This window comes from Mycobacterium sp. (genome assembly GCF_035633495.1).
In the GTDB taxonomy this organism is placed as follows: Bacteria; Actinomycetota; Actinomycetes; order Mycobacteriales; family Mycobacteriaceae; genus Mycobacterium.
In genome coordinates, this window is sequence record NZ_DASQEU010000171.1 from 23786 (window position 1) to 44269 (window position 20484).

18 protein-coding genes and 4 pseudogenes are annotated in these 20484 nt (G+C 68.0%); 14 read left to right on the forward strand and 8 right to left on the reverse strand.

Going from position 1 to position 20484, the window contains the following annotated elements; all coding sequences use genetic code 11:
- Window position 1 precedes the first annotated feature (1 nt).
- Window positions 2-901: an alpha/beta fold hydrolase gene (locus tag VET27_RS24925; RefSeq protein ID WP_526522500.1), complete on the forward strand. Its 900-nt coding sequence runs from the start codon at window positions 2-4 to the stop codon at window positions 899-901.
- Here VET27_RS24925 and VET27_RS24930 read toward each other — a convergent pair.
- The gene (locus VET27_RS24930) at window positions 898-1623 is read right to left on the reverse strand and encodes an SDR family NAD(P)-dependent oxidoreductase (protein ID WP_526522502.1); all 726 of its coding nucleotides are present in this window, start codon (window positions 1621-1623) and stop codon (window positions 898-900) included. The genes VET27_RS24925 and VET27_RS24930 overlap by 4 nt on opposite strands.
- 22 nt (window positions 1624-1645) lie before the next feature.
- Between VET27_RS24930 and VET27_RS24935 the strand changes: the two genes are divergently transcribed.
- Window positions 1646-2935, forward strand: a complete 1290-nt coding sequence (locus VET27_RS24935; protein WP_526522504.1) for a WS/DGAT domain-containing protein — start codon at window positions 1646-1648, stop codon at window positions 2933-2935.
- 11 nt (window positions 2936-2946) lie between these two features.
- Here the strand turns inward: VET27_RS24935 and VET27_RS24940 are convergent.
- Window positions 2947-3541: pseudogene (locus VET27_RS24940) on the reverse strand (TetR/AcrR family transcriptional regulator).
- A gap of 150 nt (window positions 3542-3691) precedes the next feature.
- Here VET27_RS24940 and VET27_RS24945 point away from each other — a divergent pair.
- From VET27_RS24945 to VET27_RS24955, 3 genes and pseudogenes are all read left to right on the forward strand, one after another.
- Window positions 3692-4216, forward strand: coding sequence for a DoxX family protein (locus VET27_RS24945; protein ID WP_526522506.1), 525 nt, complete (start codon window positions 3692-3694; stop codon window positions 4214-4216).
- Window positions 4217-4220: 4 nt separating this feature from the next.
- A pseudogene (locus tag VET27_RS24950) lies at window positions 4221-4481 on the forward strand (hypothetical protein); the annotation flags it as partial.
- A gap of 91 nt (window positions 4482-4572) precedes the next feature.
- Window positions 4573-6345, forward strand: a complete 1773-nt coding sequence (locus VET27_RS24955) for a DUF3556 domain-containing protein (protein ID WP_526522508.1) — start codon at window positions 4573-4575, stop codon at window positions 6343-6345.
- Window positions 6346-6387: 42 nt separating this feature from the next.
- On the opposite strand, the gene VET27_RS24960 is transcribed toward VET27_RS24955, so the two are convergent.
- Window positions 6388-7185 carry a FadR/GntR family transcriptional regulator gene (locus VET27_RS24960; protein ID WP_526522510.1) on the reverse strand — a complete coding sequence of 266 codons (798 nt, stop codon included), beginning with the start codon at window positions 7183-7185 and terminating at the stop codon, window positions 6388-6390.
- Between the two features lie 208 nt (window positions 7186-7393).
- On the opposite strand from VET27_RS24960, the gene VET27_RS24965 reads away from it, so the two are divergent.
- Genes VET27_RS24965 through VET27_RS24975 form a run of 3 tightly spaced genes read left to right on the forward strand, consistent with a single transcriptional unit; the run spans window position 7394 to window position 10483 of the window.
- Window positions 7394-8539: a thiolase family protein gene (locus tag VET27_RS24965; protein ID WP_526522512.1), complete on the forward strand. Its 1146-nt coding sequence runs from the start codon at window positions 7394-7396 to the stop codon at window positions 8537-8539.
- Window positions 8536-9333: an enoyl-CoA hydratase/isomerase family protein gene (locus VET27_RS24970; RefSeq protein ID WP_526522514.1), complete on the forward strand. Its 798-nt coding sequence runs from the start codon at window positions 8536-8538 to the stop codon at window positions 9331-9333. The genes VET27_RS24965 and VET27_RS24970 overlap by 4 nt, the downstream gene beginning before the upstream one ends.
- 7 nt (window positions 9334-9340) lie before the next feature.
- Window positions 9341-10483, forward strand: a complete 1143-nt coding sequence (locus VET27_RS24975; protein WP_526522516.1) for an acyl-CoA dehydrogenase family protein — start codon at window positions 9341-9343, stop codon at window positions 10481-10483.
- Window positions 10484-10563: 80 nt separating this feature from the next.
- Here the strand turns inward: VET27_RS24975 and VET27_RS24980 are convergent, their stop codons facing one another.
- On the reverse strand, window positions 10564-11292 hold the full coding sequence (locus VET27_RS24980; RefSeq protein WP_526522518.1) for a fasciclin domain-containing protein: 729 nt from the start codon (window positions 11290-11292) through the stop codon (window positions 10564-10566).
- Between the two features lie 121 nt (window positions 11293-11413).
- Window positions 11414-12755, reverse strand: a pseudogene (locus VET27_RS24985) (MFS transporter).
- A gap of 39 nt (window positions 12756-12794) precedes the next feature.
- On the opposite strand from VET27_RS24985, the gene VET27_RS24990 reads away from it, so the two are divergent.
- Genes VET27_RS24990 through VET27_RS25005 form a run of 4 tightly spaced genes read left to right on the forward strand, consistent with a single transcriptional unit; the run spans window position 12795 to window position 16173 of the window.
- Complete coding sequence (locus VET27_RS24990; RefSeq protein WP_526522520.1) at window positions 12795-13760, forward strand: GlxA family transcriptional regulator; 966 nt, start codon at window positions 12795-12797, stop codon at window positions 13758-13760.
- Between the two features lie 23 nt (window positions 13761-13783).
- Window positions 13784-14308, forward strand: a complete 525-nt coding sequence (locus tag VET27_RS24995) for a gamma carbonic anhydrase family protein (RefSeq protein WP_526522522.1) — start codon at window positions 13784-13786, stop codon at window positions 14306-14308.
- 33 nt (window positions 14309-14341) lie between these two features.
- The gene (locus VET27_RS25000) at window positions 14342-15478 is read left to right on the forward strand and encodes an NAD(P)H-binding protein (protein ID WP_526522523.1); all 1137 of its coding nucleotides are present in this window, start codon (window positions 14342-14344) and stop codon (window positions 15476-15478) included.
- Window positions 15421-16173 (forward strand): CPBP family intramembrane glutamic endopeptidase, encoded by a 753-nt coding sequence (locus VET27_RS25005; protein WP_526522525.1) that lies wholly within the window; start codon window positions 15421-15423, stop codon window positions 16171-16173. Before VET27_RS25000 ends, VET27_RS25005 begins: the two co-directional genes overlap by 58 nt.
- Before the next feature lie 4 nt (window positions 16174-16177).
- Here the strand turns inward: VET27_RS25005 and tet(V) are convergent, their stop codons facing one another.
- The 3 genes from tet(V) to VET27_RS25020 form a co-directional block, all read right to left on the reverse strand.
- Window positions 16178-17440, reverse strand: a complete 1263-nt coding sequence (gene tet(V), locus VET27_RS25010; protein ID WP_526522553.1) for a tetracycline efflux MFS transporter Tet(V) — start codon at window positions 17438-17440, stop codon at window positions 16178-16180.
- A gap of 69 nt (window positions 17441-17509) precedes the next feature.
- Window positions 17510-17860 (reverse strand): type II toxin-antitoxin system HicB family antitoxin, encoded by a 351-nt coding sequence (locus tag VET27_RS25015; protein ID WP_526522527.1) that lies wholly within the window; start codon window positions 17858-17860, stop codon window positions 17510-17512.
- A 146-nt stretch (window positions 17861-18006) separates the two neighbouring features.
- On the reverse strand, window positions 18007-18828 hold the full coding sequence (locus tag VET27_RS25020; protein ID WP_526522554.1) for an enoyl-CoA hydratase/isomerase family protein: 822 nt from the start codon (window positions 18826-18828) through the stop codon (window positions 18007-18009).
- Window positions 18829-18935: 107 nt separating this feature from the next.
- On the opposite strand from VET27_RS25020, the gene VET27_RS25025 reads away from it, so the two are divergent.
- Together VET27_RS25025 and VET27_RS25030 are read left to right on the forward strand one after the other, a co-directional pair.
- Window positions 18936-20027: a CaiB/BaiF CoA transferase family protein gene (locus tag VET27_RS25025; protein ID WP_526522529.1), complete on the forward strand. Its 1092-nt coding sequence runs from the start codon at window positions 18936-18938 to the stop codon at window positions 20025-20027.
- Window positions 20028-20064: 37 nt separating this feature from the next.
- Window positions 20065-20460, forward strand: a pseudogene (locus VET27_RS25030) (Rossmann-fold NAD(P)-binding domain-containing protein); the annotation flags it as partial.
- Window positions 20461-20484 lie beyond the last annotated feature (24 nt).

Consider the following 20484-nt stretch of genomic DNA (forward strand, 5'->3'; position numbering starts at 1 on the left):
GGTGACCGCACCTCGCCTGCTCGACGTCGTCACCCCCGACGTGACGCTGCGGGCACTGACGTGGGGTCCGGACGACGCACCGATTGCTTTGTGTCTGCACGGGTTTCCCGATACCGCGCACGGCTGGCGCAAGGTGGCGCCGGTGCTGGTCGACGCCGGCTGGCAGGTGGTCGCGCCGTTCATGCGCGGGTACGCCCCGTCGTCGACCTCGGCCGACGGCAGCTATCACGTCGGCGCGCTGATGGACGACGCACTGCGCGTGCTCGATGCGGCAGGCCCGACCAGTCGCGACGTCCTGATCGGGCATGACTGGGGAGCCATCGCCGGCGCGGGTCTGGCCGCCATGCCGGACAGCCCATTCCGCAAGGCCGTGATCATGTCGGTGCCGCCGGCCGCATCATTCCGTCCGTTCGGCGAGGTGCCCGACGCTGGGCGCCTGATCGCCCGGCTGCCGCGCCAGCTGGTACGCAGCTGGTACATCATGTACTTCCAATTGCCCTGGCTGCCCGAGCGTTCCGCGTCATGGGTGGTGCCGCGGCTGTGGCGGCAGTGGTCACCCGGATACCCCGCCGACGAGGACGTCGCGTACGTACTCGACGCGATCGGGGCGCCGGCGAACTGGCGCGCCGCGCTCGGGTACTACCGTGCCACGATGCGGGGCAGCAAGCCGCCGGACCGCTACGCCGCCCTGCACGAGCACTGGCTGTCGGCGCCGGTCCTGCCGACCCTGTATCTGCACGGCGCCGACGACGGCTGCGCCTCACCGGACTACGCTCGGTGGGTGGAGCCGGTGCTTCCCGCGGGTAGCCGCGTCGAGATCGTGCACGGCGCAGGGCATTTCATGCAACTGGAGCAGCCCGACGTGGTCGCTGGCCACATCCTGGACTTCGTCGGACGTTAACGCTTCTTCAGCGCCGGGTGGCTACGGGCCAGGATCGGCAGCAGCAGTTTGCGTGGCAGCAGTTGGTAGGCGGCGGCGCCGACCCTGTTGAAGGTGCCGGGAACGATCACGGTGCGGCCGGCCTCCAGCCCGTCGATGGCTGCTCTGGCGACCCCGTCGGCGTCGATCCACATCGCCTTGGGCCGCGCGGCCTCGGCGTCCTCGTCCGCAATGCCCGCGGTTTCGCCGAAGCCGGTCTTGACCGGGCCGGGGCACAGGGTGGCGACGGCGACGCCGGTGCCGCGCAGCTCCTCGCCCAGCGCCTGGGTGTAGGAGAGCGCGCCGCGACCACGCGACACCATGCCCGGCACGAACCGGCTGCAAAGGTCGACGACGGCGGCGACGTCGACCTCGACGAGGTTGAGTTCGGCGACGGGGTCGGACTCGGCGCTCCGGCCGACGGTACTCAGCCCCGCGTTGTTGACCAGGACGTCGACGACCAGACCGAGAGCGGCCACCCGGTCGGGCAGCGCGGCCCGTTCGTCGGGCTTGGACAGGTCGGCGGCCAGCACGTCGGCGGCCGAACCGAGCGACCCGGCGAGGGCCTGCAGCTTCTCGGCCCGCCGCGCGACCAGCATCACGTGCCTGCACCGTCCGGCGAACTCCCGCGCGAGCTCCTCGCCGATGCCCGATGAGGCGCCGGCGACGGGGACGACCCCATTGCTACTTGCCGCTGGAAGCATGTCGGCAGCCTAACCTTGGCGCATGAGCACACGGCGACTGACGCCGACCGATGCGCAGACGTTCTGGATGTCGGCCAAGATCCCCAACGACACGTTCCTTTTGTACGGATTCACCGGTGTGCCCGTCGACCTGACGGCGGCCATGGACGACGTCGCCTCGCGTGCCCGCGGTTGTCCCGACCTGACGGTGCGCGTCGACGATCGGGGTTTCTTCGGCTATCCCGACTGGGTGCGTCGCGACGTCGACGGCTCGCAGTTCGTGGTGCACGACCCCGACGACCGCACCTGGGCGGGGTGTCTGGCCGAGGTGCGGCGGCTCATCGACGACCAGCTGGACGCGCGCGTTTCGGCGTGGCGGCTGCACGTCTTCGCCGGCGTGGACGGCATGCCGGGTGTGGTGGGCCCGGGCACGGTGGCGGTGCTGCAGATCTCCCACGCGCTCGGCGGCGGTGGACGCACCTCTGCGCCCGCGGCGCTGATGTTCGGCCGGGCCGGTGCCGTGGTGCCCGAGATCAGCCCTCCGTCCGCGAGTCCGGTCTCGTTGCCGCTGGTCGGGTTTCGCTCGGGGCGGGCGCACCGTCAGTTGATCGCCGACACCGAGGCGGGAACGGTTCCGGCGCAGGCGGAGCTGAGGCCGGTGCTGCGGACGAATGCCCTACCGTCGGGTGCGATGAGCCTGCGCACGGTGGTCCGAAAGCGCTCCGAGCTGTCCGGGGCGACGGTGACGGTCGGTGCCCTGTCCACGGTGTCGGCCGCGCTCGCCGCACACCTTCGTGCCCTTGGCGACGATCCGACGGCGCTCGGGGCCGAGGTTCCGATGGCCAAGCCGCCGCCGCGCCTGTCGTACAACCACTTCGGCAACGTCGGCGTCGGCCTGTATCCGGACCTGCCCGCGAGCGAGCGCCGGACCCTGATCGCCGCAGACCTCGACGCGCGGCGCCGTCGGGCGGGGCATCCCGCGATGCGCGCGGCGGACCTGGCCTTCGCCGCGACACCGGCACCGTTGTTGCGTTGGGGGATGGAACGATTCGATCCCGAGCTACGCGTGAACGCGGTGACGGGCAACACCGTGGTGTCCAGCGTCAACTGCGGCGCAGCGGACTTCGCGTTCGGCGGCGCACCCGTGGTGTTGGCGGCGGCCTTCGCCGGGCTGTCGCCGATGATGGGCCTGACGCACGTCGTCGTCGGCGTCGGCGACACGCTGTCGATCAGCGTGCACGCCGCGGAATCGGCGGTGGGTGACGTCGACGCCTACGTGGCGCGCCTCGAGGCAGCGCTGGAGTCCGAACCGAGCCCGTCGACCGCGCGGTAGTGGCGTGACCCTCACCCGCGCAGGTTGGCGATGCCCACGTCCAGTGCAGCCTCGGGTAGCCGATGTCGCCGGTGTTCAGCAGCACCGAAACCCCACCCTGGATGCCCGCCAGCAGTGCCGCCGCCGCTCGCGTCGGGTCGACCGAGTCGGCGATCTTGCCCTGCCGTTGCATGGTGCGCACCCCGGACTCGATCTCCGTGCGCCACTGATCGATCAGCGCCGAGGTCATCGCCCGAGCACCCGGCGTGCGACCGATCTCGGACATCGCCGTCGACAGCGGGCACTGCTGGCCCTGCCTGCGGGAGCGCTCGACCACCACGTCGCGCCAGCGTTGCCAGCCCAGGACGTCAGCCGGCTCAGGTGCGGCTGCTGGTCGCTGAGTACGCGGGCCGCCTCCTGTTCGGCCACCGCGAGCAGCAGCTGTTCCTTGCCGCGGGGGAAGTAGTGGAACAGCTGGCTCTTCGACGTCCCGGTGCGCGCCAGCACGGCATCGAGGGTGGTGGCCATGGCACCGCTCACGCGGATCTCGGCGGCGGCGCCATCGATGATCCGCTGGCGGGTGGCCTGGCCCTTGGCGGTGAACTTCTGGACGTCCGAGCCCGTCATCGGGCGTCCATTCTTGGACTGACGAGTCCAAACGACACCCCGCAGCCAGCCGCGGTCGCCCACTCGGTGTGGCCGGGGGGCTGGGCATTGACTTAACAGATCATTCCCCTGGTCGCTGTCGCTCCTGCCGGAAGCCCTACATTCAGTTGCGTGACTGCCTACGACTTCGCGCTCCTGGTGCTGCGCCTCGTGCTCGGCCTGACCATGGCTGCGCACGGCTACAACAAGTTCTTCGGCAAGGGTGGCATCGCCGGCACCGCGGGCTGGTTCGACAGCATGGGCATGAAGCCCGGCATCTTCCATGCGCGCGTCGCCGCGTCCACGGAGATGGCGGCGGGTTTGGGTCTTGCGGTCGGGCTTCTCACCCCGATTCCCGCGGCCGGGTTCGTCGCGCTGATGCTGGTCGCGGCGTGGACGGTGCACCGGCACAACGGCTTCTTCATCGTCAAGGAGGGCTGGGAGTACAACCTGATCCTCGCCGTCACCGCGGTGGCGGTCGCTGGTGTCGGCGCAGGCAGGCTCAGCCTCGACTACGCCCTGTTCCACACCACGGGTGTCTACGACTACCTGCACGGTTGGGGGGGACTGCTGATCGCGGTGCTGCTGGGCCTGGCGGGCGGCATCGGCCAGCTCGCGATCTTCTACCGGCCCCCGGCCCCCTCGCAAGCCGCCTAGCGACATGACCGCGGAATCGTCGGGCGCTGCACCGGACTTCCCTACCGCGGCGGCGCAGCGCGGCCGGGTCGAGCCGTCGCGACTGTTTTCGCTGCGCGCGGGCGACGCCCTCCTCAACGGTGCGGCGCGAGTCTTCGACGCCGACGCCGACGCCGACGGTGGCGGCCAGGTGGCAGGTAACGTCCGGTTCGACTGGGACAGCCTGGACTGGTTCGAGGAGGACGAACCGATCGTCGGCCATCCTCGCAACCCGTATGCCCGGGTCGTCCGCCCTCCCAACTGCGGTATCACATGCGATGTCAGGTTTCGTCGCCAACTGAATCCGCTCGGCTAGAACACGTTCTAATCTCGTGGCCATGGGCTTTCTCAAGCAGGACGCACCGGTCGTCGACTATGAGGAGTGGAGCAAGGGCACCCGCGCCGAGCGGATCGTCCCGATGGCCCGGCACTGGGCCGAAGTGGGGTTTGGGGCGCCCGGCGTGCTGCATCTGTTCTACGTGGTGAAGATCCTGCTATACGTGCTCGTGGCGTGGTTGATCGTGCTGAGCACCAGCGGCATCGACGGCTTCACGAACGTGGCTTCCTGGTACGCCGAGCCGATCGTGTACCAGAAGGTCGTGTTCTACACGATGTTGTTCGAGGTCGTCGGCCTTGGCTGTGGCTTCGGCCCGCTCAACAACCGGTTCTTCCCGCCGATGGGCTCGATCCTGTACTGGTTGCGGCCCAAGACGATTCGGCTGCCACCGTGGCCGAACCGGATCCCGCTGACCAGGGGTGACTCGCGCACCCCCTTCGACGTGCTGGTCTACGGCGCACTGCTGGCCATGCTCGTCGTCGCGCTGTTCTCCGACGGCACCGGACCCATCCCCGAACTCGGCAGCGAGGTGGGCGTACTGCCGGTGTGGCAGACGGCGACGATCCTGGGCCTCCTGGCCGTCGCAGGCCTGCGTGACAAGGTGACATTCCTGGCCGCCCGCGGCGAGGTGTACGCCAGCCTGGCGGTGTGCTTCCTGTTCAGTGGCGTCGACATGATCATCGGCGCCAAGCTCGTCTGCCTGGTGATCTGGCTCGGCGCGGCGACCTCGAAGCTCAACAAGCACTTTCCGTTCGTCATCTCGACGATGATGAGCAACAACCCGGTGTTCCGGCCGCGGTGGATCAAGCGGAAGTTCTTCGAGCACTTCCCCGACGACCTCCGGCCCGGCCGACTGTCCCGCTTCGTCGCGCACTTCAGTACCGCCGTCGAGGGACTGGTCCCGTTGGTGCTGTTCTTCTCCCACGGCGGCTGGCCGACCTACATCGCCGCGTTCGTCATGCTGTGCTTCCACTTCGGAATCCTGTCGTCGATTCCGATGGGGGTGCCGCTGGAGTGGAACGTCTTCATGATGTTCAGCGTGCTGGCGCTCTTCGTCGGCCATGCCGGCATCGGGCTGAGCGACCTGCAGAGCCCGTGGCCGATCGTGCTGTTCGTCGTGGTCACCGGGACCGTGGTGCTGGGGAACCTGTTCCCGCGCAAGGTTTCCTTCCTGCCGGGCATGCGGTACTACGCGGGCAACTGGGACACCACGCTGTGGTGCCTCAAGCCCTCGGCCGAGCAGAAGATCGCCGACGGCATCGTCGCGATAGCCAGCATGCCCGCCGCGCAGATGGAGAAGTTCTACGGCAGCAAGGAGACTGCCGAGATGTATCAGTACATGGGATACGCGTTCCGTGCCTTCAACACTCACGGTCGCGCGATGTTCACGCTGGCCCACCGGGCGATGGCCGGTCAGAACGAGGACCACTACACGCTGACCGACGGCGAGCGACTGGTGTCGACGGCGATCGGCTGGAACTTCGGCGACGGCCACATGAGCAACGAGCAACTGGTCGCTGCACTGCAGACGCGGTGCCGGTTCGAGCCAGGCGAGGTGCGGGTCGTCATGCTCGACGCGCAACCGATCCACAAGCAGCAGCAGGAGTATCGTCTCGTCGACGCGGCGACCGGCGAGTTCGAGCGCGGCGTCGTGCGGGTATCCGACATGGTGACGCGCCAACCCTGGGACGACACCGTGCCGGTTCGGGTGACGTGGTCGTCGGATTCATCGAGACTGCGCACAGATCGCGATCCGGCCGGCAGGCTCAAGTGATCGCTGCAGTCTCGTCGTGCAACCAGTGGCGTCTCTGCGCGTCTACTGCATGACGTCGCGAACCTTGACGGTCTCCATTCCCTTCAGCAGTAGATCGCGCGCGGTGTCCAGGTGCCGGCGCCAGTGCGCCTCCGCGCCCGCGCCGTCGCCCGCGCGCAGCAGGGTCATCAGCCGCCGGTAGGACCGCGTCAGCTTGTCGTAGTCGGTCTTGGACACTTCGCGGTGTTCCTTGATGGCGAACGCCGTGTGTCGCACGGTGATCTCGTGCAGCATGCCCGCGATGATCGTCAGCGTGGCGTTCCCCGAGAGCTCTACCATCCGGCGGTGAAACTCGCCGGTCGCCTCGGCCAGCCGGCCCGAATTCCAGCCTGCCGGGATGTCCTCGGCGAGTATCGCCTCCAACTCGTCGAGAGCCTCGGGTGAAGCGGTCTCGGCGAGCAGTCGCACGGCGAGCGGCTCGATGCCCGACCGCGCGACGAGGACGTCGGCGATCGTGGCGCCGGACAGTTCGAGGAGCAGACCCGCGGGCCGCGCGACGATCTCCGGGCCGGGCACGCGGACCCGTGCGCCCGTGCGGGAACCGCGCCGCACCTCGACCAGCCGTTCGGACTCGAGCACCCGCACCGCTTCGCGCAAAGTCGGGCGGCTGACGCCGAAGTGCGTCATCAGCTCGGCCTCGTTCGGCAGGAAGTCGCCTTCCTTGAGCTGGCCATCGACGACCATGCGACGGAGGGTGCCCGCGACCAGCTCGGCCGTCTTGGGTGAGCGGATCGCCGTACCACCGCGCTGCGCGACGGCATCCGGCCCCATCATGGGTGCCAAAGGCGTGGTGCGAGCCAACGGATCTCCCGAACTGGTATGGCCGGCTCACGCCGGTTGTACAACTCAGTAAACCATGTGGACGAGGTCGAAGCCGTCGCAACTCCGCGTGACCTACCAACCAGTAGGTTGACCTAGTAAACCTACTGTTCTACGTTCGGTGGTAACCACCGTACGGTCGCCGGGGCCACTCGGCGCCGATTCAACCCCACCCCGAAGGAGATGTCCCATGGCTGAAGCCGTCATCGTAGAAGCGGTCCGATCACCAGTCGGCAAGCGCAACGGCGGCCTGTCCGGTGTTCACCCCGGCGAACTCTCGGCGCAGGTGCTCAACGGGCTGGTCGAGCGGGCGGGCGTCGATCCGGCGCTCGTCGACGACGTCATCTGGGGCTGTGTCATGCAGGCCGGTGAGCAGGCGCTCGACATCGCACGCACCGCCGTCCTGGCGGCGGGCTGGCCCGAGAGCGTGCCAGGTGTGACCGTGGACCGGCAGTGTGGGTCGAGCCAGCAGTCGGTGCACTTCGCCGCCGCGGGTGTCGTGGCGGGCCACTACGACGTCGTGGTCGCCGGTGGTGTCGAGTCGATGTCGCGCACCCCGATGGGCTCGTCGCTGGCCAACGGCGGACACCCGTACCCGGAGGCCTTCCGCGCCAGGTACAGCCAAACCCCGAACCAAGGCACCGGTGCCGAGATGATCGCCGAGCAGTGGAGCTTCGACCGCACCGCGCTCGACCAGTTCTCCCTCGGGTCACACGAGAAGGCCGCCGCTGCACAGGATTCCGGTGCCTTCGACGACCAGATCGTCGCGATCAAGGACCAGGACGGGAATCCGGTGCTCAAGGACGAGGGCATTCGCCGGGGCGGCACCGTCGAGAAGATGGCGACGATCAAGCCTGCCTTCAAGGAAGACGGCGTCATCCACGCGGGCAACGCGTCGCAGATCTCCGACGGCTCCGCCGCACTGCTGATAATGTCGGCGGAGAAGGCGAAGTCGTTGGGCCTCAAGCCGCTTGCCCGCGTACACACCGCCGCGCTGGCGGGCGCCGACCCGGTCATCATGCTCACCGCCCCGATCCCGGCCACGCAGAAGGCGCTCAAGCGTTCGGGTCTGTCGATCGACGAGATCGGCGTGTTCGAGGTGAACGAGGCGTTCGCGCCGGTGCCGCTGGCCTGGCTCAAGGACATCGGCGCCGACGAGAAGAAGCTGAACCCCAACGGCGGCGCGATCGCACTGGGCCACCCGCTCGGCGGCTCCGGTGCGCGCATCATGACGACGATGCTATATCACATGCGGGACAAGGGAATTCAGTACGGTTTGCAGACCATGTGCGAGGGCGGCGGCCAGGCGAACGCCACCATCCTCGAACTGCTGTGACCGAAGCCGCGACCGTTCCCGCCGCTCTCACCGAGCGGCGGGGCAACGTCCTCCTCATCACCCTCAACCGGCCAGAGGCACGCAATGCCGTCAACGCAGCCGTGAGCATCGGCGTCGGCAACGCCCTCCACGAGGCTCAGTGCGACCCCGAGATCCGCGCGGTCGTCATCACCGGTGCGGGCCAATCCTTCTGCGCGGGAGCCGATCTCAAGGCAATCTCGCGGCGGGAGAACCTCTACCACCCCGAACACGGGGAGTGGGGGTTCGCCGGCTACGTGCAGCACGTCATCGACAAGCCCACCATCGCCGCGGTCAACGGCACGGCGCTGGGCGGCGGCACCGAACTGGCGCTGGCGAGCGACCTCGTCATCGCCGAGGAACGCACCAAGTTCGGCCTGCCCGAGGTCAAGCGCGGCCTGATCGCGGCGGCCGGGGGAGTGTTCCGCATCGTCGACCAACTGCCGCGGAAGGTCGCGATGGAACTGCTGTTCACCGGCGAGCCGATGTCGTCGGAGGATGCGTTGCGGTGGGGCCTGATCAACCAGGTGGTGCCCGACGGCTCGGTCGTGGACGCCGCGTTGGCACTGGCCGAGCGCATCACGGTCAATGCTCCGCTGGCGGTGTGGGCGAGCAAGCGCGTGGCCGCGGGCATCGACGACGGCGTCATCACCGGCGACGAAGTCGGTTGGACCAGGACCATGCGTGAGATGGGCGCGGTGCTGCGCTCGCAGGACGCCAAGGAGGGACCGCTGGCGTTCGCGCAGAAGCGTCAGCCCGTATGGAAAGCACAGTAGGAGAACGATGAAGCGACTGGTATTCGAAGAAGAGCACGAACAACTGCGGGAGACGGCACGGCAGTTCCTAGAGAAGGAATGCGCGCCGTACGCCGAGAAGTGGGAGAGCGACCGCATCGTCGACCGCGAGGCCTACGTCGCCGCGGGCAAGTACGGGCTGATCGGGTTCAACCTGCCCGAGAAGTTCGGCGGCGGCGGCGTCGACGACTTCCGGTTCAACGCCGTGATCGTCGAGGAGTTCACCAAGTACGGGGCAGCATCGCCCGGCCTGAGTCTGCAGAACGACATCGTCGGCCCGTACTTCGCCAATCTGGCCACCGAGGAGCAGCAGGAGCGGTGGCTGCCCGGCTACATCACCGGTGAGCTGATCGGAGCCGTCGCCATGACCGAGCCCGGCGCGGGCAGCGACCTCGCGGGCATCAAGACTTCGGCGGTCCGCGACGGCGACGACTGGATCCTCAACGGCTCCAAGACGTTCATCTCCGCGGGCATCAACTCCGACCTGGTGGTCGTGGTGGCGCGGACGAACGCCGAAGCGGGACACAAGGGATTCTCGCTGCTGGTCGTCGAGCGTGACATGGAGGGCTTCAGTCGCGGTCGCAAGCTGGACAAGATGGGCCAGCACTTCGCCGACACCGCCGAGTTGCACTTCGAGAACGTCCGCGTACCGCACGCCAACCTTCTTGGCAAGGAGGGCCGCGGCTTCTATCACCTGATGCAGAACCTGCCCTCGGAGCGGCTGTCGATCGCGATCGCCGCGGTCGCCGGCGCCCGCGCCACGTTCGACGACACGCTGCGTTATGTCAAGGACCGCAAGGCCTTCGGGCAGGCGATCGGCAGCTTCCAGCACAACCGCTTCGTCATGGCCGAGATGGACACCGAGCTCGAGATCGCCGAACAGTACGTCGACCGTTGCCTACGGGCCGTCGTGGACGGCGAGCTGACTGCGGTCGAGGCGTCCAAGGCCAAGTGGTGGTGCACCGAGCTCGCCAAGCGCGTCGTCGACAACTGCGTGCAGCTGCACGGCGGCTACGGCTACATGAACGAGTACAAGGTGGCGCGCGACTACGTCGACGTTCGCATCCAGACGATCTACGGCGGCACGACCGAGATCATGAAGGAGATCATCGGCCGCGACCTCGGCCTCTGACCCACCCCCCCAAGCGATTTCGGCGCGCTACCGTTCGCTCAGCGACGGTTAGCGCGCCGAAATCGCTTGGGGGGGTGGGGTTAGCCCACGGGGGCCGGTGCCGGTGCGGGCGCCGGCTCGCTGGTGGTGCTGGTCGTGGTTGTCGGCTTGCCAGTGTTGGTGGCCAGCGTCGGGGTGATCGGCTCCGGCGGCGAATCGGGGTCGAGCACGGTGTCGATGATGTAGATGCGGGCGTTGGCGGCCTGGATGCCACCGCAGATCACCTTGGTGGTGTCGTTGACCTTGATGTCGCCGTCCTTGCCGGTGACCTTGACCTCCGCGCCCTGCTGCGTCGGACGTTGGCCTGCCACGTCGCCGGGCCCGAGCAGCCCCAGGAAGACGTGGTAGTAGTCCAGCTTGCTCAGCGCGGCGGGATCGGTCTTCAGCACCTCGAGTTGGGCCGGATCCAGCTTGGCGAACGCATCGTTGGTCGGTGCGAACACGACGTACGGGCCGTTCTCGAGAACCGGGACGATGTTGACGGCCGGGTTCAGCCCGCCGGAGATCGCCGACGTGAAGGTGCTGATCGACGGGATGTTCGCCAGCGCCTGGCCGACGGGCAGTTTGTCCATCGTGGTCCAGGTCTGCCCCGCCGCGGTCAGCTCGGCCTTCACGGGATCGCAGTTGCCCTGCGGGTCCGGCGGCGGCTTGACCGTAGCCGTCTCGGTCGGTGGCGGGTCCGCCTGGGCGGTGATCGCCAGCGGCAGCGACACGGCGATCGCTGCGATCGCGGCGGAAACTCCAATGGCTCGACTGGTGCGAGTCTTCACTTTTTGGCTCCTCAACGTTTTTGATCGTGCCGCCCAGAGCCCGACTCTCGTGGCGGCACCTGGGGAAGCGTAAAGGCTCAGATCACGAATCAGCAAAGTCGCGATCGTGCAGAAGTCCCGACTAAGGGGCGCTGAGCTGGGCTTTTCGCACGTTCAAGCAGAGTATTGCCGCAATGGCGCACAGCCCCGAAGCCACGTAGAACGCGAGGTTGTAGTCGCCCTGTAGATCGCGCAACCACCCGGCGCCGGCGGCAGCGACGGCCGCCCCCAATTGATGCGACGCGAACACCCAGCCGAACACCACCGGCGTACGGGCGCCGAAGTAACCGCGGCACAGCACGATGGTCGGCGGCACGGTGGCCACCCAGTCCAGCCCGTAGAAGATGACGAACACCCACGTGCTCGGTTCGGCGTGCGGGGACAGCAGGGACGGCAGGAGCAGCAGCGAGATCCCTCGGCCCGTGTAGTAGACGACGAGCAGCAACCGCGGATCCACGCGGTCGGTCAGCCATCCGGAGAAGATCGTTCCCGCGACGTCGAGGATGCCGATCGTCGCGAGCAGTCCAGCCGCCACCGTGGTGGGCATGCCGTGGTCGTTGGCCGCCGGGATGAAGTGGGTGCCGATGAGGCCGTTCGTCGTCATCCCGCAGATCGCGAAGCTGCCCGCGAGCAGCCAGAACGCCGGCACGCACACCGATCCGCAGCCCTTGGAAGGCCGCGCGGAAACTGCTTGCCGGCACCACCGCGGGCGCGACGGTCGTTCCCCCTGTGCCTTCCCCCGTCGCTTCGCTCTCCCCGTAAGCGGTGAGTCCCTTGTCCTGCGGGTAGTCGCGCATGAACAGCAACACCAGCGGGACGACGCTCAGTGCCGCAGCCGCCACGATGATCGAGGCCCACCGCCAGCCGTGGCGCGTCGTGACCTCGGCGATGACCGGCAGGAAGATCAGCTGCCCGGTCGCGCTGGCCGCCGTGAGGACGCCGGTCACCAGGCCGCGTCGCTCCTCGAACCAGCGGGTGGCGATCGTGGCGACGAAGCCCATCGAGATGGACCCCGTCCCCACCCCGACGAGCACGCCCCACAGCAGGACCAGCTGCCAACTGGTCGTCATCGTCACGGACAGCGCCGACCCGGCCGAGATCAGGAGCAGCGCCGCCGTCAGCACCGGACGCTTGCCGAAGCGGTCCATCAGTGCGTCGGCGAAGGGCGCCGTGAGCCCGAACAGCTTCATGTTGACCGACATCGCCAACCCGACCGTGCCGTGCGACCAACCGAACTCGTGGTGCAGCGGGTTCATCATCACGCCGGGCACCGAGCGGAAGTCCGCGGCGCCGAGGATCGCGACGAAGCTGGTGGCGGCGACCACCCAGGCCCAGTGGATGCGGGGACGACGGGTGGTGTCGTCTCGGGCGGTGACCGTCACCCGAACACTGTGCGGGCCGGCGGTGGTCGGCGCCAATGGCATGAATGCCACCATCCGTCAATAACATGCCAAGATGGCGGGATGGCTCCCCGACACCGCATCGCCGTCCTGCTACTGCCTCCGGTGGTCGGGTTCGACGCATCGATCGCTCCCATGCTGTTCGGCGCGGCCATGAACGACGACGGCGATCCGCTCTATGACGTCGTGGTCTGCGGCCTGGACGATCAGCCGGTGGCAACGACTCACGGCTACGCCATGGCGCCCGCTTCGGGCCCGGACGCGCTGGCGACCGCCGACACCGTGATCGTTCCCGGAACGCGCTTCCCGTCGGCGCGCAACGACGGTGTGCTGACGCCGCTCGCCCGGGCCGCGCTCGACACGATCCGCCCGGGGACGCGGCTGGTGTCCATCTGCACGGGTGCGTTCGTGCTGGCCGCGGCCGGCCGGCTCGACGGGCGTCCGGCGACCACACACTGGAAGTTCGCGGACGCGCTGCGCCGACTGCATCCGAACGTCGAGGTCGACGAGAACGTGCTGTTCGTCGACGACGGCGACGTGCTGACCTCCGCTGGTCTGGCCGCGGGAATCGACCTGTGCCTGCACGTCATTCGCTCCGACCACGGCACGCAGGTCGCCAACGCGGTGGCCCGCTACTGCGTCGTGCCGCCGTGGCGGGAAGGTGGCCAGGCGCAGTTCATCGACCGTCATCTGCCCGTGCAGGACGACGCGTCCACTGCGTCCACGCGGGAGTGGGCGCTGCGGCACCTCGCCGAGGAACTGACCGTCGAGCGGTTGGCCCGACACGCCCACATGAGCCCGCGCACCTTCAATCGTCGATTCCGCGAGGACACGGGTCAGGCACCGGGAACGTGGATTCGGAACCGGCGGGTCGATCACGCGCGCGAACTGCTGGAGTCGCGCGATCTGTCCGTCGACGAGGTGGCCCGCCTCGCCGGACTGGGCTCGGCCGGCAACCTGCGCCACCACCTGCGCCGCGGGGTCGGCATGTCACCGTCGAGTTACCGCAAGGTCTATCAAGGTGTCTGATCGCCGAGGCTAGGATTTCGGCCATGCCAGAGCCCCTGATCCTGTCCATCGACGGTCGCACGCCCCAACTGCACGCCGAATCGTGGGTGGCGCCCAACGCCACCGTCATCGGTCCCGTGACGCTCGCCGCCAAGGCCAGCGTCTGGTACGGCGCAGTCCTACGGGCCGAGATGGAGCCCATCGACATCGGGGAAGGCGCCAATATCCAGGACAACGTGACGGTCCATGTCGATCCCGGTTTCCCGGCGTCCATAGGGGCGGGGGTGACCGTCGGGCACAACGCGGTTCTGCACGGCTGCACGATCGAGGACGGCTGCCTGATCGGGATGGGCGCGGTCGTTCTCAACGGCGCACGCATCGGCGCCGGGTCGCTGGTCGCCGCGGGTGCCGTGGTTGCTCAGGGCGTGGTGATTCCGCCGGGATCGTTGGTGGCGGGCGTGCCCGGCAAGGTCCGTCGCGAGCTCAGCGCCGACGAGGTGGCCCACAATCGCGTCAACGCGCAGGTCTACGAACACTTGAGTGACGTGCACCGCACCGCGATGGAATAGCATTCGCGCGGGTACCTACATACGGTGAAACCCATGCGCACACTCGTCACCGGGGCGACCGGTTACGTCGGCTCGCGGCTCGTTGCCTCCCTCCTCGGGGAGGGGCACCAGGTGACCGTTGCCAGCCGCAGCCCCGAGCGGCTCGGTGACTTCGGCTGGATGGACGACGTCACGCCCGTCATGCTCGACGCCGGTGATCCGCAGTCGGTGTCCAGCGCGTTCGGCGTCGCCGGTCCCATCGACGTCGTGTACTACCTGGTGCACGGCATCGGGCAATCCGGGTATCGCGACGCCGACAACGCTGCCGCCGCCAACGTCGCTCACGCCGCCAAGGACGCAGGCGTCAAGCGCATCGTGTACCTGGGTGGTTTCGTGCCCGACGGTGACGAACTGTCCGAGCACCTCACCAGCCGCGCCGAGGTTGCCGAAGCATTGACCATCGACGGGGGACCGGAGGTGGTGTGGTTGGGCGCGGCCATCATCATCGGCGCGGGGTCGACGTCGTTCGAGATGCTGCGGGCAGTCGGCGATCGCTTCCTGCTGATCCCCATGCCGCCGTGGGCGCACAACCCCCTGGACCCGATCTCCATCAGCGATGTCCTCTGCTACCTGGTCGCGGCGGCGGACGAGAAGCGTGTCCCCGCCGGGTCCTACGACATCCGCGGTCCCGAGACGACGACCTACGGCGATTTGCTGTTGACCTATGCGCGGCTGTCGGGAAAGTGGCGCAGCGGCGTGCCCGTGCCGGATCTGGACATGGGGTTGGTGTCGCAGATAGCCGCGTTGTTCGTCCCCGTTCCTCACGGCTTGGCAGCGGATCTCGTTCAGTCGCTTGACTATCCGATGACGGCATCCAACGACGGCCTGCGCGGGTTGGTGCCCGATCCGCCCAACGGCCCGGTGGGCATCGAAGACGCGATCATGCTGTCCCTGGCCGGACATCGACGGCTGCCCGTCGACCGACTGGCCGATCCGCACCACCTCGCCGACACCGACCCGGATTGGGCGGGCGGTGACGTCACGCGGATCCGCAACCTGGCGTCGATGGTCACGCCATCCGTCGCTCAGCCCGCCCTCGGCTTGCTCTGCGCCGTTCCCGGACCCGTCGCCGGATGGGTGCGAACCGGCCTGGACACGCTCATCGGTCTGGCTCCCAGGGGGATGCCGTGACGGGGCTGTTGGGCGAGATCGGCGCGATCGTCGGCACACCGCCCGTCTACCACGATGAGCCGCCGTCGCTGGTCCGCAGGCGCCGCGTCGTCGTGGTTGTCGTGCTGATCCTCGGCGCGACTTTGCTCGGGATCTCGCTGAGGAGTACGCCCGGCGATACGTCGTTCTTCGTGCTGACCTTCGCACTGGCTGCGGTTTGGGCGGTCGGTGCTCGACTCTCCGGCCCATTGCACCTCGGGTGTGTGACGTTCCGCGGCCGCCTACGGCGTCCGGTGCTCACCGGCGCGGGCATCGGCGTACTTCTCGGTGCGGTGTTCATCGTCGGCGGGCTGGTGGCTCGTGAGATCGGTCCGGTCCGCGATTACATCGTCCAGGTACTCGAGTACGCCAACTACGGTGCGCCGTGGCTCGTCGTGCTGATCACCGTGATCAACGGCGCCGCGGAGGAGATGTTCTTCCGCGGCGCGCTGTACTCCTCGCTCGGCAGGTTCCATCCCGAGGTGGTGTCGACGATCGTCTACGCCCTGGCGGTGTCGGCGGCGGGCAACCCGATGCTGGGCTTCGCGGGCATCATCCTCGGCGCGGTGTGCGCCTACGAGCGCCGAATCACCGGTGGTGTGCTCGCATCCATGCTCACCCACTTCTTCTGGGGGCTCGTCATGGTGCTCGCACTTCCACCGATCTTCGGCGTCTGACCCACTAGCGCAACGGGTTGGCGATCTCGTCGCGGGGCATCCGCGCCGCGATCATCGCGATGGCGGCCAGCAGAACCGGGACGACGCCGGCCGCCAGGAAGATCGTCTCCATCGACACGACCTTCGACAGCGGACCGGCGATCGCGAACGATACCGGCAAGAACGCCAGCGAGACGAAGAAGTCCAGGCTCGACACGCGGCCCAGCATTTCGCGGGGCACCCGCCGCTGCAGCAGCGTTCCCCAGATCACGCTGCCCGCCCCGTCGGTGACGCCAACGATGAACGTTGCCAACGCCATCAACGGGAACGACGACGACCAGCCGACGATCGCCAGCGGCAACGAGCCGGCGCCCCACATCACCATCATCACCGTCAGGTAGCGACGTGGCAGCCGGCCCGACGAGACCGCCAGCGCACCGATCGCGCTGCCAATCCCGAAGGCCGCCAGGATGAAGCCGTACATTCGCGCGCCGTCGACGAATCGGTGCTGCGCGATGAACGGCAGCAACACCTCGATCGGGCCGAGTACCACAAGCACGAAGAAGCTCGCGAACAGCAGCGTCCACAACAGCCAGGGGGTCCGCACCATGAAGCGGAAGCCGTCGCGCATGTCGCGCAGCGCGTGTGGACGTTCTTTATTTGGCTGCATCGCAACGACTTTCGCTGGCCGAGTGACCACCAGAAGAGCTAGGCCCACTGCGAACAGCGTGGCCACCGCGAACGCGCCCACCGCAGGAAACGTCACTCCCACCAACACGCCGGCCACCGCCGGGCCGATCGCGCGCTCGAACACCGGCCGTACGACGCCCTCGACGCCGTTCGCCGCCAACAGTTGGTCGGCGGGGAGGATCCGCGGGAGCATCGCGCTGTACGCCGGGAAGAAGAACGCCGCCGCGATGCCCAGCATCGCGGCCGCTGCGGCCATGTGCCAGATACGAAGCACGCCAACGGAACTCATGACCGCCACCGCCAGCACGACGGTCACGTTCACCGCCTCGACGGCGATGATGATGGTGCGCTGATCGATGCGGTCGGCAGCGATGCCGCCGACGAGGACGAACGCCACCAGTCCGGTGCCGAGGCACGCCGCGACCAGCGACAACGAGGTCGGGTCGTTGTCGAGCGCGATCACCTGCATCGACATCACGACGGCCCACATGCCCTCGGCGAAGATCGAGAGGGACAGCGCGCCGACCAGCAGGCGGTACTCGCGGAACCGGAATGGTGCGAGCACGCGCCAGCCCCCGGTGGCCTCCACCGGTTGCACGACGTCGAATTGCGTACTCACCAAACGATGGTGGCTGATCGCCTCCCCCAAGTCGAACGATTATTCGGCTCAGAACCACGGGTCGGTGGAAGGCACCGGACCCCGGTCGGCCAATCTCTGGACGACCCAATGGTTCAGGGATACGCCCTGCTCGGCGGACTCGATCATCAGCCGTCCGTGCAGCATCGGCGAAGTTCGTACGAGAAAGGTGCCGCTGTAGTGCCGGTCGGTGAGCGACGGAGGCGGGTCGGCGTCCTCCTTCTCGTAGTCCGCGACGATCGCGGCGACGGTCTGCTCAATGCGCGCGATCGCCTCGCCCGCCGTCGGTGCACGAGCGGATTCCAACGGAAACTCGAGGCAGATGGCGACGTAGTCGGCGGATTCCATCGACCACTGTGCGCGGTAGGTGTAGTTCCTCATGGTGTCGAGCGTGGCTGGGCGGTCCGACAGCCTGCGGCCGTGTGGAGGGGGTTATCCCCAGGCCTTGGGACCGATGCCTCCCCAACCTCGATATCGCTGGCGATATCGAGGTTGAAAAGGTATCAGTGGTTGGAGGGGCCGCCTCGTTAGTCGTCGGTGAACACCGCAGGCCGCCGCTGCCGAAACGCCTTCGTGCCCTCGCGGAAGTCATGCGACGACAGCAATGACATCTGTCCTTCGGTCTCGCGGTCGAGTGCGTCCTCGAGTTCGGTCAGCGTCGCCGCGTTGATGGCGTGCTTGGTCTTGCGAAGCGCGATCGCGGGACCCGACTTCAGTGTTTCGATCACCGCGTTCACCCCGGCTTCGAGGTCATCGTCCGGATACACGGCGCTGACCAAACCTGCCGTCAAAGCGTCAGCGGCCGAGAGTCTTTCGGCCAGCAACGCCATGCGCATCGCCCTGGCGCGACCGATCGACGCCGCGACGAGGGCCGACGCCCCGCCGTCGGGCATGAGACCAATCTTGGTGAACGCCAACAGAAAGTATGCCTTTTCGGAGGCTACGACGATGTCGGCGGAGATCGCCAACGACACCCCGACGCCCGCGGCCGGACCCTGCACTACCGAAACGACCGGCTTCGGGAGCGCCACGATCGCACGGACGGCGCGGTTGGCCGCACGCAGTACGTCGCCGGGAGCGCCAATGGCGCCGGGGTTCGCGTGGTCGGGAGCGCCGATGCCGGCACCGGAACTGAAGCCGCGACCCGCACCGCCCAACCGGACCACCCGTACCGCCGGGTCGGTGGCCGCGCGCTCCACGACGTTGGCGATGGTCTGGAGCATCGGCGCCGTCAGCGAGTTGAGGCTGTCGGGTCGGTTCAGCGTCATCGAGAGCACCCCGTCGCTGAGCGACACGATGAGATCGTCGATACCGGTGTAGGACTCGGTGGTGGTCTCGGAGTTCGTCATGCCCGCCTCTGGTTGGGCGAGCGCTAGGCCCGCGGTCACTCGACTTGGTTATACAAGTAAGCTATGTCGCGGTCAACTGGGGTCGATTTCGTGGAGGACGTGCAACGATGGCTGGACCACTGCAGGGACTGAGAGTCGTCGAGCTGGCCGGCATCGGCCCGGTGCCGCACGCAGCGATGATCCTCGGCGATCTCGGCGCCGACGTCGTGCGGATCGAGCGTCCTGGCAAGGGCGGCGGCGTGCCCGTTGGGACGCGCGACTCGATGCTGCGGAACCGGCGTTCGGTGGCCGCCGATCTCAAGAGCGACGAGGGCCGCGAACTGTTGCTGCGGCTGATCGCGAGGGCCGACGTAATGATCGAGGGCTACCGCCCCGGCGTGACCGAACGCCTCGGCCTGGGGCCGGAGGACTGCGCCAAGGTCAACGAGCGCCTGATCTACGGGCGCATGACGGGCTGGGGCCAGAGCGGACCGCGGTCGCAACAGGCTGGTCACGACATCAACTACATCTCTCTCAACGGGGTGCTTCACGCCGTCGGTCGCAAGGGCGAGCGCCCGGTGCCGCCGTTGAACCTCGCGGGTGACTTCGGCGGCGGATCGATGTTCCTGCTCGTCGGCATCTTGTCTGCGCTGTGGGAACGGCAGACATCCGGCAAGGGCCAGGTGGTCGACGCCGCGATGATCGACGGCTCCAGCGTGCTGGCGCAGATGATGTGGAGTTTCCGCGCCAGCGGCATGTGGTCGGACGAGCGGGGCACCAACATGCTCGACACCGGCGCGCCGTACTACGACACCTACGAGACGTCCGACGGCAAGTACGTCGCCGTCGGCGCGATCGAACCCCAGTTCTACGCGCAGCTACTGCAGGGGCTCGGCCTCGAAGGCGCCGATCTCCCCGGCCAGCACGACGCGGCTCGCGCGGACGAACTGCGCGCGACGTTCACCGAGGCGTTCGCCGCCCATGATCGCGACCACTGGGCCAAGGTGTTCAACGGCACCGACGCGTGTGTCACCCCCGTCCTCAGCTTCGGCGAAGTGGAGACCGAGCCGCACATCGTCGAGCGCAACACGTTCTGGCGCGACGGGGACAATCTCGAGCCTGCGCCCGCGCCCCGATTCTCGCGCAGCGTGCCGCCGACTCCGACGCCCCCGGGTGCCATGGGCGTCGACGCCGAAGCCATCCTCCACGACTGGGTATAGTCACAACCAACCAGTGGGTCGGCATGGTGGCCGACCGGCGCTCGACCTCGCAGAGTCTCTCGGAACCCTGAGGATCAACGTCAACTGCGCAGGCATCGGCACCTTCAACGTGCTGCGTCTGTCGGCAGAGCGCATCGCCAAGGCCGAGCCGATCGGGGAGGAGTGCGGCGTCATCATCAACACGGCGTCGGTCGCGGCGTTCGAGGGTCAGATCGGTCAAGCTGCCCACTCGGCGACCTGTCTGTTCAAGGCCCCGCTGCTGGGCTCGCTGCCCGAGGAGGCCCAGCGCTCGCTCGGCCAGCAGGTGCCGCATCCCGCCCGACTCGGCGATCCCGACGAGTACGGCATGCTCGCTGTGCACATCGTCGAGAACCCGATGCTCAACGGCGAGGTCATCCGCCTGGACGGCGCGATCAGGATGGCGCCGCGATGAGCCTGAAGACGACCCGAATCGTCA

Bases quoted from the DNA above. Each gene is read 5' to 3' on its own strand.
- VET27_RS24930 (WP_526522502.1), bottom strand. From the start codon at position 1,623: ATGCTTCCAGCGGCAAGTAGCAATGGGGTCGTCCCCGTCGCCGGCGCC.
- VET27_RS24935 (WP_526522504.1), top strand. From the start codon at position 1,646: ATGAGCACACGGCGACTGACGCCGACCGATGCGCAGACGTTCTGGATG.
- VET27_RS24955 (WP_526522508.1), top strand. From the start codon at position 4,573: ATGGGCTTTCTCAAGCAGGACGCACCGGTCGTCGACTATGAGGAGTGG.
- VET27_RS24965 (WP_526522512.1), top strand. From the start codon at position 7,394: ATGGCTGAAGCCGTCATCGTAGAAGCGGTCCGATCACCAGTCGGCAAG.
- VET27_RS24975 (WP_526522516.1), top strand. From the start codon at position 9,341: ATGAAGCGACTGGTATTCGAAGAAGAGCACGAACAACTGCGGGAGACG.
- VET27_RS24990 (WP_526522520.1), top strand. From the start codon at position 12,795: ATGGCTCCCCGACACCGCATCGCCGTCCTGCTACTGCCTCCGGTGGTC.
- VET27_RS24995 (WP_526522522.1), top strand. From the start codon at position 13,784: ATGCCAGAGCCCCTGATCCTGTCCATCGACGGTCGCACGCCCCAACTG.
- VET27_RS25000 (WP_526522523.1), top strand. From the start codon at position 14,342: ATGCGCACACTCGTCACCGGGGCGACCGGTTACGTCGGCTCGCGGCTC.
- VET27_RS25005 (WP_526522525.1), top strand. From the start codon at position 15,421: ATGGGTGCGAACCGGCCTGGACACGCTCATCGGTCTGGCTCCCAGGGG.
- VET27_RS25015 (WP_526522527.1), bottom strand. From the start codon at position 17,860: ATGAGGAACTACACCTACCGCGCACAGTGGTCGATGGAATCCGCCGAC.
- VET27_RS25020 (WP_526522554.1), bottom strand. From the start codon at position 18,828: ATGACGAACTCCGAGACCACCACCGAGTCCTACACCGGTATCGACGAT.
- VET27_RS25025 (WP_526522529.1), top strand. From the start codon at position 18,936: ATGGCTGGACCACTGCAGGGACTGAGAGTCGTCGAGCTGGCCGGCATC.